Source organism: Williamsia sp. 1135 (assembly GCF_002095395.1).
Taxonomy (GTDB): Bacteria; Actinomycetota; Actinomycetes; order Mycobacteriales; family Mycobacteriaceae; genus Williamsia.
This window is the reverse complement of sequence record NZ_MJEI01000105.1, coordinates 50,448-64,750: the sequence shown is the minus strand read 5'-3', so window position 1 is coordinate 64,750 and position 14,303 is coordinate 50,448. Positions and strand designations below refer to the sequence as shown.

The 14,303-nt window shown below is 65.1% G+C and carries 9 protein-coding genes and 1 pseudogene; 4 read left to right on the top strand and 6 right to left on the bottom strand.

Annotation, left to right across the window (positions count from 1 at the left end; genetic code table 11):
- Window positions 1-44: 44 nt before the first annotated feature.
- The 3 genes from BFL43_RS23570 to BFL43_RS23560 all read right to left on the bottom strand — a co-directional run bounded on the left by BFL43_RS23570 (window position 45) and on the right by BFL43_RS23560 (window position 4,232).
- Window positions 45-284, bottom strand: a complete 240-nt coding sequence (locus BFL43_RS23570) for a hypothetical protein (protein WP_143695510.1) — start codon at window positions 282-284, stop codon at window positions 45-47.
- Window positions 285-484: 200 nt separating this feature from the next.
- Complete coding sequence (locus tag BFL43_RS23565) at window positions 485-712, bottom strand: DUF167 family protein (protein WP_084895690.1); 228 nt, start codon at window positions 710-712, stop codon at window positions 485-487.
- 232 nt (window positions 713-944) lie between these two features.
- Entirely contained in the window at window positions 945-4,232 is a 3,288-nt protein-coding gene (locus BFL43_RS23560) for an error-prone DNA polymerase (RefSeq protein ID WP_084895348.1), read from the bottom strand.
- 124 nt (window positions 4,233-4,356) lie between these two features.
- On the opposite strand from BFL43_RS23560, the gene BFL43_RS23555 reads away from it, so the two are divergent.
- The 3 genes from BFL43_RS23555 to BFL43_RS23545 are packed head-to-tail and all read left to right on the top strand — an operon-like array spanning window position 4,357 to window position 8,860.
- Window positions 4,357-6,483: an SDR family oxidoreductase gene (locus BFL43_RS23555; protein WP_084895346.1), complete on the top strand. Its 2,127-nt coding sequence runs from the start codon at window positions 4,357-4,359 to the stop codon at window positions 6,481-6,483.
- Window positions 6,484-6,536: 53 nt separating this feature from the next.
- Window positions 6,537-7,604: an alanine racemase gene (locus BFL43_RS23550; RefSeq protein ID WP_276206118.1), complete on the top strand. Its 1,068-nt coding sequence runs from the start codon at window positions 6,537-6,539 to the stop codon at window positions 7,602-7,604.
- Window positions 7,571-8,860, top strand: coding sequence for a serpin family protein (locus tag BFL43_RS23545; RefSeq protein WP_168176707.1), 1,290 nt, complete (start codon window positions 7,571-7,573; stop codon window positions 8,858-8,860). Before BFL43_RS23550 ends, BFL43_RS23545 begins: the two co-directional genes overlap by 34 nt.
- A 59-nt stretch (window positions 8,861-8,919) precedes the next feature.
- Here BFL43_RS23545 and BFL43_RS23540 read toward each other — a convergent pair.
- The 3 genes and pseudogenes from BFL43_RS23540 to BFL43_RS23530 all read right to left on the bottom strand — a co-directional run bounded on the left by BFL43_RS23540 (window position 8,920) and on the right by BFL43_RS23530 (window position 12,832).
- Window positions 8,920-10,288, bottom strand: a pseudogene (locus BFL43_RS23540) (LLM class flavin-dependent oxidoreductase).
- A 169-nt stretch (window positions 10,289-10,457) separates the two neighbouring features.
- Complete coding sequence (locus tag BFL43_RS23535; RefSeq protein WP_084895342.1) at window positions 10,458-12,038, bottom strand: DNA polymerase Y family protein; 1,581 nt, start codon at window positions 12,036-12,038, stop codon at window positions 10,458-10,460.
- Window positions 12,035-12,832, bottom strand: coding sequence for a hypothetical protein (locus tag BFL43_RS23530; RefSeq protein ID WP_240498456.1), 798 nt, complete (start codon window positions 12,830-12,832; stop codon window positions 12,035-12,037). The genes BFL43_RS23535 and BFL43_RS23530 overlap by 4 nt, the downstream gene beginning before the upstream one ends.
- A 217-nt stretch (window positions 12,833-13,049) precedes the next feature.
- Here BFL43_RS23530 and BFL43_RS23525 point away from each other — a divergent pair, with 217 nt between their 5' ends.
- A complete protein-coding gene (locus BFL43_RS23525) occupies window positions 13,050-14,237 on the top strand; it encodes a serine/threonine-protein kinase (protein WP_240498442.1) in 1,188 nt (395 codons plus the stop codon).
- Window positions 14,238-14,303: the final 66 nt, after the last annotated feature.

Here is a 14,303-nt window from a genome sequence, read left to right as displayed (position 1 = left end):
CAGTTCCGCCGGATCCTCGAACTCCCGGCGCCGCGGCTCGCCGATCAGCGGCGCGAGAAACGTCCGAACATCACCCAGATCGGTGGGTCGCTCAGGAATCGATCGAGCAGCATTCCGAGTAGCTCCGTGACCACGGCCTGTTCCATCGTCGCCACGAGCATCTCGACGAGCGCCGAGACCGTCCAGCGCGGATCGACCTCGAGCCTCGTCAGCAAGTGCTCGACCGAGTCCGCGGTCAGGCGCATACGTGGCCCCAGACCACCCAGGGAATAGCTGTCGTTCATGAAGGTTGGCCCGTCACGAATCAGATGCGCGGCGGGGAGGTGACCACGAGCTTGTGTCGGCGGCGCCGGCTGGCACGCGGAGCGTGCGGAGCGGCGTCGGACGCTGATACCAACTGTGAGATGTACCCAGGGGTTGCCCCTGAGACGGGTTCCAAGAACCCACTCTCACCTCCCCACCGCGCACAGGTCCATCGTATCGACTATCGGTCGATACGAAACCTCTTCGTGCGAGCGGTCGCACCACCGGTGAGGATGACACGAGACTTGGCCACGCCGAAGTGCTTCGCCAGGACGTGCGCAACAGCGGCGTTGGCCTTGCCCTCGGTGGCTGGTTCACGCACGAAGATCGTCAGAGCGCCGTCGCCTGCAACCTCGACCAGTGGCCCCTTGCGACTGTTCGGCTTGACGGTCACCACGATGTCGTCCACGGAGACGATTATGGGCCCGATCGATGCGAACAAGGGCACGGTCGGCGGGAGTTTCGGCACGGTCGACGGAACCACGCACGAGGGTCTGAGCGAGCGCAGCGGTAGGAGGACCCGGGAGGGGTGGCCGCGGTTGTTCTGGACTGCCGACGAACGAGCGCCAGCGAGGTGAGGAGAAGGGAAGAACGACCGCCTGATGGCCACACCGACAAGCGAGCGGAGCGAGCAGACAAACTTAAGCCCAGTCTCTGGAGCGGGTTCCTACTCTCAAGTCCATGCGTTGGAGGCGTTCTGCCACCACGGTCACGGCTCCTTCAGCGTTTTGCACCCGGCCGCGGATCAGCAGGGCCGGGGCCGTCTGGGCGAGTTTGCGGTACTTGGCCCACAACCCCACCGAGCAGACCACGTTGATCATCCCGGTCTCGTCTTCGAGGTTCACGAAGGTCACCCCTGACGCGGTGGCGGGCCGCTGTCTGTGGGTGACCGCTCCCCCGACGAGCACCCGCGAGCCGTCGGGTACCGACAGCAGATCGACGGCCGCGATCACGCCCAGCGCATCGAGTTGGGGCCTGATGAACTCGGTCGGGTAGTTATCTGGGCTGACCCCGGTGGCCCAGACGTCCGAGGCGGCCATCTCGACATCGCTCATCCCCGGCAGCGTGGGCGAGGTGTTGATCTCGTGCAGCGGGAGCCGATCGGACTTCTCCTGCGCTGCCGCACCCGCATCCCAGAGAGCTTGGCGCCGACTGGTCCCGAAGCACTCGAGTGCACCCGCGGTCGCAAGCGCCTCGAGCTGCCGGGTGTTGACGTCGCAGCGCCGGGAGAGGTCGGCGGCATTGGTGAACGCCCCACCTGATTCGCGTTCGGCGACGATCGCCTCGGCCAGGTCGATACCTATGTGTTTCACCGAGCCCAGGCCGAGCCGGACGTCCAAGCCCGCGTTCTCCAGGTCCGCGTGCGGTTGCGACAAGTTGACGTCCGGCCCGTGCACCTTGACGCCGTGCCTTCGGGCATCGGCGACCAGTGACTGTGGTGAGTAGAAACCCATGGGCTGCGCCTTGATCAGGGCGGCGCAGAACGCGGCGGGATGATGGAGTTTGAGCCAGGACGAATAGAACACGAGCGAGGCGAAACTCTGCGAATGACTTTCCGGGAAACCGAAATTGGCAAATGCAGCCATCTTCTCGAAGACGCGGTCGGCCACCTCGCCAGTGATGCCGTGCAGCTCTTTCATCCCCTGATAAAACCGTGCCCGCAGTCGCTCCATCTTCTCCGGGGAACGCTTCGACCCCATCGCCCGTCGCAGCTGGTCGGCTTCAGCGGAACTGAATCCGGCGACGTCCACTGCCAGTTGCATCAGCTGTTCCTGGAAGAGTGGCACCCCGAGCGTCCTGCGCAATGCCGGTTCCATCGAGGGGTGTTCGCAGGTGGGCTCTTCCAGGCCGTTGCGGCGCCGGATGTACGGGTGCACCGAACCGCCCTGGATCGGGCCCGGCCGGATCAGCGCGACCTCGACGACGAGGTCGTAGAACTCGCGGGGCTTGAGCCGGGGCAGGGTCGCCATCTGCGCCCGCGACTCCACCTGGAACACCCCTACGGTGTCTGCCTTGCAGAGCATGTCGTAGACCGCCGGCTCGGTGAGGTCGATCTTCGCCAGGTCGACGTGGATGCCGCGGTGCTCGGCGAGAAAGTCGATGGCGTAGTGGATGGCCGAGAGCATGCCGAGACCCAGCAGGTCGAACTTCACCAATCCGATTGCAGCACAATCATCTTTGTCCCATTGCAGCACGCTGCGATTGGGCATCCGGGCCCATTCGGTGGGGCACACATCGGCGATGGGCCGGTCGCAGATCACCATGCCACCGGAGTGGATCCCCAGATGTCTCGGCATGCCGTTGATCTGACCGGCCAGATCGAGCACATCATCGGGGATGTCACTGTCGGTCGGCTGGGCCTTGTCGTACCGCTGCACCTGTTTGCTCCAGGCATCCTGCTGTCCCACCGAATAGCCGAGCGCACGGGCCATGTCGCGGACCGACGACTTGCCGCGGTACGTGATCACGTTGGCCACCTGCGCGGCGTTCTGCCTGCCGTACCGCTGATACACGTACTGGATCGCTTCTTCACGGCGGTCCGATTCGATGTCGACATCGATGTCCGGCGGGCCGTCCCTGGCCGGGGACAGGAATCGTTCGAACAACAGACTGTTCCCCACCGGATCGATCGCGGTGACCCCGAGGGAGTAGCAGACCGCCGAGTTCGCCGCACTGCCACGACCCTGACAAAGGATGTCGTGGGTACGACAGAACGAGACGATGTCGTGTACCACCAGGAAATAGCCAGGGAATCCCAGTGAATCGATCACGTTCAACTCGTGTTCGATCTGCTGATATGCCTTGGGATGACTCTGAGGTGGGCCATACCTCTCCAGCGCTCCCCTGGCCGTCAGTTCGCGTAGCCACGAACTCTCGGTGTGACCCTCGGGCACATCGAACGGCGGCAACTTGGGCGCGATCAGATGCAGCCCGAACACCAGGTCCCGGGCCAGCATCGCGGCGTTGTCGATGGCGTCGGGATGCGCACTGAGCAATCGCATCATCTCATCGCCACTGCGCAGATGTGCCCCGCCCAGCGGGCCGAGCCAGCCGTCCATGTCGTCGAGGCTGCGTCTGGCGCGGACCGCAGCCATCGCCATCGCCAGCCGCCGACGATGTGGCGCCGAGAAGTGGGCACCGGTGGTGGCCACCGTGGCAACGCGGTTGCGCCGGGCCACCCACGCGAGTGCGGCATTGCGCTCGTCGTCATCGGCTGCGCCCTGCGCCGTCAACTCCATCACCACGTTGTCGCGACCGAACTTCTCGATCAGGTCACGCAATGCCGCTTCCGCAGCCGACGGTCCGCCGGTCGACAAAGCTTGTCGCACTGTTCCTTTACGACAACCGCTGAGGATCAGCCAGTGCCCGGCCGCGGCCTGCGCCAGAGTGTCGATGTCGAATCTGAGCAACCCCTTCTCGCCCGCCGCCATGTGCCCGTCCGCGAGTTGCCGGGACAATCTCCGGTAGCCCTCCTGGCCGCGGGCCAACACCAGCAGATGCGCACCATCCGGGTCGGCCACCCCCGTCCGGGCCGAGTCGTGTTCCAGCGAGAGTTCGGACCCGAAGACCGTCGGCAGTTCCCATTCCAGGGCTGCCTCGGCGAAGCGCACCACCCCGTAGAAACCGTTGTGATCGGTGATCGCCAGCGCTTCCAGCCCGAGCCGGTAAGCCTCTTCGGCCATCTCTTCCGGACTGCTGGAGCCATCGAGAAAACTGTAGGAGGTGTGGGCGTGCAATTCGGCGTACCGAGTGTCAGAAACCCCACGATGAAGGGCACCTGCCTCATACGGCCCCCGCTTGCGCGACCAGGCCGGGCTGTCACCACCGTCACCGGCGAAGGTCTCACCCGGCCGCCCACCAGCAGTCGGGCGTCCGGAAAGAACTCGCTCCATCTCCGACCAGGTCGGAGGGCCATTGTGCCAGCCCATACCTCAGTCTATCGAACACATATTCGATAAACAAGTTACCTGTTACCCTCGTAACATCAATGTCGGTTCGCGGGTGGGGACAGCGCCTCTGGCGGGGCTTCACCTTTCAAGGAGGAGCGCATCAATGCCCGACTACTTCATCACCGGTGGCACCGGTTTCATCGGCCGCCGGGTTCTGCCCCTACTACTCGCCGCTCTCGAGGCCGAAGGGGCAAACGGGGCCGACTCGACGGTGTTCATGTTGGTCCGGCCGGGCTCTGTGAAGCGATTGACCACTGCGAGGGCCGACTGGCCGGGCGGCGATCGCATCACGGCCGTCGAGGGTGACCTGACCGCGGCAGATCTCGGCGTCGACACCACCGCACACGACCTGTCGAACATCGAACACGTCCTGCACCTGGGTGCGATCTACGACATGGCCGCGAGCGCTGCCGATCAGCAATCCGCCAATGTCGACGGCACGGCCCGGGTCATCGCATTCGCACGCGAACGCGGCGCGATGCTGCATCACGTGTCCTCGATCGCGGTCGCAGGTGACCATGTCGGCGAGTTCACCGAAGCCGATTTCGATCTGGGACAACAGTTCCCATCTCCCTATCACCGCACCAAGTTCGAATCCGAGAGACTGGTCCGCGATGCCGAAGACCTGCGCTGGCGGGTATATCGGCCTGCGATCGTGGTGGGCGATTCTGTCACCGGCGAAATGGACAAGGTCGACGGGCCGTACTACTTCTTCGGCTATCTGCGCGAACTCGGCCGCCTCCCCTCTCGATGGACCATCCCCATGCCCGACATGGGTCTGACCAACATGGTGCCCGTCGATTTCGTCGCCGAAGCACTGGTGACCCTCATGCGTCACGATCTGGCCGAGGCACCGCCCGGAACTCCAGATCCCGGCGGCGAGGTGTTCCATCTCGTCAGTCCGCACCCCCAGACGATCACCGAGATGTACAACGCGATCGCGCCAGCATTCGCCGGACCGCACGGCCGCGACCTGGTGCCCCACCGATTCGTTGCGCCGGTCGTCGACCGCAGCTCGCACGGGATGATCCGGACCGGACGGGATCTCATCGCCCGGCAGCAGGGCATCCCGCCCGCCATCCTCGACACCCTCTCGATCCCCACGACCTTCAAGGCCGACAAGACCTTCGGAGTCCTGGCCGGTTACGGGGTGGCCCTACCCGATCTCGCCGACTACGGACCGAACCTCTGGCGGTACTGGCATGAGCACCTCGACCCCAATCGACACCGCCGGCGCAATCCGGCAGGCCCGCTCGCCGACTTGCACATACTGATCACCGGGGGTTCGACGGGTATCGGCAAGGAGACCGCTCGGCAATGCGTACGCAAGGGCGCCGTGGTCTTCCTGCTGGCGCGTGGCGCCGACGAACTCGCGGCGGCAGTCGATGAGCTGCGATCCGAACAGACTGAACAAAACGGACACCGCGGCGAGGCATACGCCTACCCCTGCGACATCACAGACAGCGAGGCGGTAAACCTCACGATCAAGGCAATACTGACCGAACACGACCACGTCGACGTCCTCGTGAACAACGCCGGGCGCTCGATTCGGCGGGCGACCATCGACGCGGTGGACCGCAGTCATGATTACGAACGAACAATGGCTGTCAATTACTTCGGCGCGGTGCACCTGACTCTGGCATTGTTGCCTCATATGAAGGAGCGCAACGTCGGGCACATCGTGAATGTGTCGAGTATCGGTGTGCAGGCGCGCGGACCGCGCTTTGCCGCGTACGTGGCGTCGAAAGCTGCCCTGGAGGCGTTCAGCGATGTCACCGCCACGGAAACGCTCTCCGACCACATCACGTTCACCAACATCCACATGCCGCTCACGCGGACAAAGATGATCGCGCCCACCGAGGCGTATGACAATGCGCGGGTCCTCAGTCCACACACCGCGGCGGCGATCGTGGTGCGCGGCATCGTCGAGAAGCCACGCCGTATCGACACCCCACTCGGCACGCTCGCACAGATCGGTCAGTTCCTCACTCCGAAGCTGACCGGCCGACTGCACCATCAGGGTTATCTGCTCTTCCCTGATTCCGCGGCCGCCCAAGGCAAAGACGAAGCCTCCGAATCAAATCGGGAAACAGACGTGATCACACGGGCGCACGGCGTACGCGACCGCGCCCATGCACTCGCCCGACCGGCCCGGGTGGCGATGGTCGAAAGTGGCGCCCGCCGGATGACCCGTAAGACGTTGAACCGAATACCAGGGATTTCGTGGTAGCTCCTTCAGAAGATTCCCCCAGCGGCACCGACATCGGCCGCATCTCCAGAGTCCTGGCCGCAACCGCAGGACTCGACACCCCATTGGCCGTGGTGGACGAAGTGGTGCTGGACGCCAACCTCGACCGGATGGCCGAGTTCGCATCAGCCGCCGGTTTCGCGCTCCGACCACACGGAAAAACCCACAAGAGCCCGGAACTGGCGGCCCGTCAGATCTCCCGCAGCGCAATCGGTTTGACGGTGGCCACCATTGGTGAGGCCGAGATCTTCGCAGCATCAGGGGTCACCGACCTGTTCATCGCCTATCCCCTGTGGCTCACCGAGGGCAAGGCCCGCAGGCTCCGCGCGATCATGGAGCACGCCGAGGTCCTGCTCGCGGTCGATTCCACTGCCGGCGCCGCCCGTCTGGCGCATTACCTGCCACACGCACGAGTCGTCGTCGAGGTCGACAGTGGCCAGCACCGCACCGGCGTCCACCCACAGCGGGCGGGCGACATCGGGCACAGCGCCGCGGCGGCCGGTCTGCAGGTCCTCGGCATCTTCACGTTCCCAGGACACAGCTACTTTCCGGGCAGGCCGGCGGCGGTCGGAATCCAGGAGGCCAATGCGCTGGCCATGGCTGCCCAATCTCTGCGGGCGGTCGGCATCGACCCGGTGATCAGGAGTGGCGGATCGACGCCGTCGGTTGCCCACGCCGATCCCACCGTGCTCACGGAGATCCGACCCGGCGTCTATCCCTTCAACGATGCCCAGCAGGTGGAGCTGGGTGTGTGCTCGTTGCCAGACGTGGCACTGACCGTCGTGACGACCGTTGTACATCTGGACGGCAACAAAGCCGTCCTCGACGCAGGCAGCAAGGCCGTCGGAGCCGATCACCCGGCCTGGACCACCGGGGGCGGTCGATTGCCGGAGTTCGGCGACGCCCGCGTCACGTCGTTGTCTGAGCACCACGCGACCGTCGATTTCACCGATTCTGCTGAGCGGCCCCGGTTGGGCGACCGGGTGCGACTGGCTCCCAATCACGTATGTACAGCAGTCAATCTGACCGACGAATTGGTGATCGTCGACCATCACGGCACACTGACCAGATGGCCGGTGACCGCCCGCGGGGCGAACGCATGAAACCGCTGTGGACGGTGGTCGTCGCCGCCGCACTGACGGTCACCGCGTGCGCGCAGGGCGCGGAGGCAACCTCCACTGCGCAACTGACCAAAGCCTCCGGAGTGCGCTTCGACGAAATCGGCATCGACGAGGTACGCAGCGCCGCAAACGAACTGGTCGAGGACACCACCGGGTTCGGTGTCGACATGCTGCGGCAGACCGGACTGGACGCCAACAAGGTGGTTTCACCGTGGGGTGCGATGCTCGCGCTGCAGATGCTGCGCGCAGGCGCAGGGGGCACCACCGCTGCCGAACTCGATGCGGCGCTCGGCGTGACCGACGACGACGCCATCGCGGCGATGATCGGTCAACTCGACCGGGTCGACGGCAATCCCGGTGACGTCGACAAGGAGAACCCTCCGACGCCACCGGTGTTCCACGAGGCCACCGGAATCTTCATCGACGAGTCACTCGAGGTCGGTCAGGACTACCTCGCGACTCTGGGGCGCGTCTTCGACAGTGGGGTCTACCCGGTTGATTTCGCCGCGTCGCAGACGGAGGCGGCCATCAACAAGTGGTTGTCGATCAACACCGGTGGCCAGATCTCCGAAACCCCGACGACCTACGATCCCGAGACCGTGATCAGCCTGCTGTCCACCGTATTCCTCGCCGCCGCATGGCAGCAGCCGTTCTCCCCCGCATCCACCGCTCCCGCTGACTTCACCCCCGCAAACGGCGCTGTCGGCGACGTCGAGATGATGAACGCAGTTGTCGACGTGCCGTTCGGTCGTGGAGCTGGCTGGACTGGTGTGCAATTGCCGTACTCGGCCGGCCTGGCGATGCAGGTGTTCCTTCCGGAGACGGGCGTGGACACCTTCTTCGCCGATGGGGCACTCACAGACGCCTCGAATGCCCTTCGGTCGGCGCCGGAGACGTCGGTCGCGGTGAGCTTGCCGAAATGGGACATCACGACCGCCGTGGACCTGAAGGCCACCCTGGAACAGCTCGGTGTGCGCGATCTGTTCGGTGACAAAGCCGATCTGACTGCGATCAGTCCGCAACTCACGGTCACGGCAGCAGCACAGAACAGCACCATCACCGTGGGAGAGAAGGGAACTCTCGCGGCATCGGTCACCCAGATCGACGTCGGCGTCACCGCGTTGCCGCCGCAGGAACCCGCTGAGTTCTTTGTCGCGAACCGGCCTTTAGTCTTCCAGATCATCGACACCGCAACAGGTTTGCCACTCTTCCTCGGCACGATGACCAAGCCCCGGTAGCGGCCCCCGCACCCGGACATGGGTGTTGTCTTCCACAGGGACCGACGCGAGGTGAGTGATCAGACTGCGGCAAGTCCCTGTTCACGCACGTCGGCGGGGAGGTCGTCGTTCGGATGGCCCAGGCCGAGATGGTCACGCAGGGTGAATCCGGTGTACTCGGTGCGGAACAGACCGCGGCGCTGCAGCTCGGGCACCACATAGTCGACGAAGTCGTTGAATGTGCCCGGTGTCTGCGCCGTGGAGACTATGTAGCCATCGGCCTCACCACCGGTGAAACCGGCCTCGATCTCGTCGGCCACATCCGATGCGGTTCCGACGAACTGCGGGAGCATCACGCCCTGGGCATACAGTTTGCCGATGTCGCGGACGGTGAGTTTGTCGCGTTGGCTGAGCCTGCGGGCCACGTCGAAGAGGCCCTGCGAACCGGCCACAGTGAGATCCTCGTGAGGTGCGTCGAGGTCGTACTGCGAGAAGTCGTGATCAGTGTGCACCGATAGCGTGATCAGACCCGAGATCGGATCAGCGAGTTCATTGTGGAATGCCTGTTTCTCGCGGGCAATCGACTCGGTCTCACCGATGAACGGGATGAACGACGGCAGGATCTTGACGTGGTCGGGATTGCGGCCGACGTTGACCACGCGCGACTTGACGTCGTCGTAGTAGGCGCGACGACCCTCCGGGGGTGGGATCGATCTCGAAGATCGCCTCCGCCCAGCGGGCAGCGAAATCTCTTCCGGTGGAGGATGATCCGGCCTGGATCAACACCGGCCGATGTTGCGGCGATCGCGGCTGGTTCAGCGGACCGCGGGTACGGTAGAACTCACCCTCGTGGTCGACGGTGCGCACTCTGTCGGGGTCGGCCCACACTCCGGAGGTCTTGTCCGCTACGACTGCGTCCTCGTCCCATGCCGACCACAGTTTGATGGCGGCCTGCACGAATTCTTCCGCCTTGAGGTACCTCTCGCCATGGGCGACATGCTCGTCGAAGCCGAAATTGAACGCTTCTGCCTGGGTGAGCGACGTGACGATGTTCCACGCCACGCGGCCGCGGGAGAGGTGGTCAAGCAAACCGAAGACCCGTGCCAGCTCGTAGGGGTGGAAGTACGTTGTCGACTTGGTGATCGCGATGCCCAGATGCGTTGTGACTGCCGCGATGCTGGCGGCGACGATGCTGGGATCGAGGGTGGCGGCGGCCTGCGTTCCCCGGCGCAACGGTTCGGACTGATCGTCACCGAATCGCAGTGGCGCAGCCAGTAGATCGGCGAAGAACGCGAAGTCGAATTTGCCCCGCTCGAGGATCCGCCCCACGCGGTGATAGTGCTCGGGCGAGAAGAACTCCGTGGTCGATCCGGGATGTCGCCACGCAGCATGGGAGTGGGTGACGGGCGAGGCGATCAGAAATCCGCCCAGATGAAGTTCACGGCTCATGGTGTACGTCCTTCGAGTTGTCAGCGCCGTTCGGAGGCGGTTTCGCGGGCCCTGATTCGAGCACTCGACCAGGAAAGACCCGATCGGTCAGGCAACCAAGGATTGGCACCATCATGAGCAAAACTAAGCATCCGAGCGTTGATCACGCGTATCGTCCCTGCTCAAAGCCCTACTCATACACTCCTTCCACCGTCCACTGCCCCTGCTGATAGTGCAGTAGCAGCGCCCGCGAATCTTCGAGCAGCACCTGAGCTCTGGCATACGAGCCACCGTGTGAGCCCGCTTCTGACTCGGACCACCATCTCTCGTCGGTGGCCCAGGGACCGGCCCACCAGTTCAGCCGCCAGGTCCGGCTGCCCCAGGTGAGACTGGCCGGTTCCCGGGTGAAACCACCGCGTCCGGTGACCTCCACCGGATGATCCTCGGCATCTCGCACACTCACCGGCGCCATCGGCAGTATCGACGGGGACGGTCCCGGTACCCGTCCCGGCCACGGTGCCTGCGGGTCTGCCGCGGGCACGAGTTCGTCACCCAACGGCACCAGGGTGATCTGTTGTCCGGGACCACGGCCCCCACTGCGAAGGGGTATCTGCACCCGATCTCCACCGAGCAGCCCTTGCACCCGCACCAGAGCCCGACGCACCCGTTCGGCCACTTCCCCGTCCCCTCCTGTCAGTCCACCACCCGTGAAACCCAATTGCAGTGCACCCGAACTGATCACCTCCACCGGATCGAGACGCAGCAACACCACCGGCCCATCCGGCCGGTCCGCGGCATTGCGCCCGGACAGCCAGCCCTCCAGTTGCCAGCGGATCCTGTCGGCCGTCGCATCGGGAGTGAGCGGATTGGCACAGCGCCAGGTTCGGGAGTACTCGCGACCGCTGTCGGTGACCGCCTGCACGGTGAGCCTGGTGCAGGCAACCGACGCCGCCGCGAGCACATCGTGTAGTTGCGCCGACAGTCGGCGGCCGATGAACGCCGCGGCGTCGACTCGATCCACGGGCGGGTCGCACTGGTGCTCCACCACCAGGTCTGGCGGGGGCGCCTGACCGGACGGCGGACGCTGCGGCATGGCCCGCGCCGTGCGGTGGGCGTATATGGCGTCGGCCCCGAATCGGGTGGCCACGTCCGCGGCCGACAGACCGGCCAAGTCGCCGATCGTCCGAAGTCCCATCCGCCACAACAGGTCGACCAGCGCGAGTCGATCATCTGCACACATGCTGGGCTCCACCGCCAATTCGGAGATGCGCAGCGGGGCAAGGAAATCGGCGCCTGCGCCCACCGGGATGACCATGCCGCGCCGGGCGGCGATGATCGCGGTGAAGAGCTCGTCGGCGATCCCGACCTGGGATTCGATACCGCATGCGGAGACGATGTCCGTCAGTTTCTCTGCGGCGATCTCCTCACTGCCGAAATACCGTGCGACACCGCGCGCAGGCAATACCAGCAGACCGGGTCGCAGGACCTCCACGAGAGGAATCAGCTCGGCCACCGCCGCCACCACCGGCTCGAACAACCGGGCATCACGGCACTGATCGTTGTCGGCCACCGTCAACTGCGGACACCTGGCCTGGGCATCACGTTTACGCATGTCCCGGCGCACCCCCAACGCCCGCGCCGATGCCGAGCACGCGATCACCCGCCCCGCACCCAGCACCGCGACCGGCTGATCAGGAGAGAGATCGATGTCCGACGCCGCGGCCACCGCCGGCCAATCCGGACACCAGAGACCGAACACCCGACCGCTCACAGCGCCACCTTCATGGTGGCCGATTCTTGCGACGCAGAAACCGAATCATGTTGCTCAGCAACGGCGTCCAGCAACTGGACCCGTCCCCCACTGTCGACCACATCGAGTCGGGTGCTGGCACCGGCAAAACCACGCCCCACCGAGCGCACCGTCAACGACACCCCACCGAGGCGGCCGTAACCACGCCGCCGCGCAACAGGCTGATGGCGGTAGTCACAGACCCTGGATTGCAGCTTCACATGTGCCCCCGACCAGGTACCGTCGGTGACCACCAGGACCGCGCCTTTACTGCGCGCACGAGCCATCACCACGCGACTGCGGGACGGCGGCACCGAGATGCCGCCGAGTCCGGCCACCACCAGATCGAGCCCGTCGAGCAACACCGCGGCGATCTCGACGGGGTCAGGGCCAGGGTCTGGTATCACCGCGATCCGGGATAGATCACCGCCCATCTCCACCACCCCCAGCAAGCACAGTTGCGGCTGTCCGATCACCGCAACATGTCCGCCGTCAGCACTCACCTGAGCGATCAATGAAAGCAGCAGTGAACGCGCTCCTTCCAGCGCCACCACCGTGCCCCTCACCAACCCCTGCGCAGGCAACAACTGTTCGAGCACAGGCGGAACAGCAAGCCGATCCCGATCCGAGTACTTCTCCTGCGGCGTCGTCACCGCCGACATCTGACGTTGTGGCACAATTGATTCCGATCGTGCCCTGGTGGTTGCCGAAGCCAGGGTCTGCCGCAACATCGCCAGCTTCGCAGCCTTGTCCGGGACTGTCTCCATCGCCCGCATCGCACCCTCCAGATCACTCCTCACCGAGATGAGGAAGCGGCTCAGGGAAGGTGGCCACCGTCAGAACTCGAACACATTTTCGAACTTTCTTGAGCGTAGGACAGCCCTCCGACAAGCGTCAACATCGTCCGGCGCGTCGGCCCGATTTGTACGGGCGAGTCGCACACACCAGGCACAGGGTCCACTTGAGCCTCACCAGTCCACTAAGGTCGGACACGTGAGCGCCTCCGAATACCGCGTTCCCGGCCCGGACTATCTGGTCGCCGGGCGCTACCGGCTGCGCTCGATGATCGGCGGCGGTGGCATGGGCGCCGTGTGGCTGGCACACGACACCTTGCTCGACCGCGAGGTCGCCGTGAAACAGGTCCTCTCGGTGGCAGGCATGACCGAGGACTCAGCCGCCCAGATGCGTCAGCGAGCGATGCGGGAGGGCCGGATCGCCGCCAGGCTCAGTCACCGCAATGCCATCGCCATGCACGATGTGGCCCTGGAGTCGGGTGAGCCATGGCTGGTGATGGAGTACCTGCCCTCGCGCAGCGTCGCCGAGATCCTTCATCAGACCGGCACCCTGCCCGTCCACCAGGTCGCGCAGATCGGAGCCCAGATCGCGGATGCGATGACCGAGGCACACGCCGCCGGGATCCTGCATCGCGACATCAAGCCGGGCAACATCCTGATCGCCGAAGGCCGCAACGCCGGCCTGGTCAAACTCACAGACTTCGGCATCTCCCGATCGAAGGACGATGTCCAACTCACCCAGACAGGGGTCATCACCGGCACCCCGGCATATTTTGCGCCGGAGGTCGCCCGCGGAGAAGATCCCTCCGAGGCATCCGACGTCTACTCGCTCGGCTCCACGCTCTTCACCGCCACCGAAGGTGAGCCGCCCTTCGGCATCGATGACAATTCGCTGGTCCTCCTGCACCGGGTGGCAAGGGGCGAGATCAACCCACCGAGGCGGTCGGGTCACCTCGAAGGCGCACTGCTCGCCATGCTCGAACCCAGCCCCGCCCGGCGCCCGACCATGGCCGAGGTTCGCGACCGACTCGCGCAGGTGGCCGCGGGCGACAACGGCAACACGGCGATGATCCTGACGAGTCCACTCGATCGCACCTCATCGAACCGGCCGCAACGCCCCCCGACCCGGCGCATCCCCACCACCACCGAGTCCGGCCTCCCCGCGGTCACGTCATCCGGTGCAGCACGGAAGGATGCCCCACACCCCTATGCACCCGTCGCCCCCGACCCCTGGCAGGTCACTCAGCACTCGCAACCGTCGTATCCCGTCTTCGGACAGCAACCACCACAACAGCAGTCACGGCACCTCGGCCTCGCCGCCGCGGTGTTCCTGGTCTTCGTGGTGCTCGCGGCGATCGCCATCACCTTGATCGCAGTCATCCGCTGAACAAACCCAGCCGTTCCAGGCACACCCAGGTGTTGCAACACCTGAACCTGCCTGAAGCGACTGGGT

Coding starts and splice junctions, on each gene's coding strand:
- BFL43_RS23560 (WP_084895348.1), bottom strand. CDS start 4,232: ATGGGCTGGCACAATGGCCCTCCGACCTGGTCGGAGATGGAGCGAGTT.
- BFL43_RS23555 (WP_084895346.1), top strand. CDS start 4,357: ATGCCCGACTACTTCATCACCGGTGGCACCGGTTTCATCGGCCGCCGG.
- BFL43_RS23530 (WP_240498456.1), bottom strand. CDS start 12,832: ATGCGGGCGATGGAGACAGTCCCGGACAAGGCTGCGAAGCTGGCGATG.
- BFL43_RS23545 (WP_168176707.1), top strand. CDS start 7,571: ATGGCCGGTGACCGCCCGCGGGGCGAACGCATGAAACCGCTGTGGACG.
- BFL43_RS23570 (WP_143695510.1), bottom strand. CDS start 284: ATGAACGACAGCTATTCCCTGGGTGGTCTGGGGCCACGTATGCGCCTG.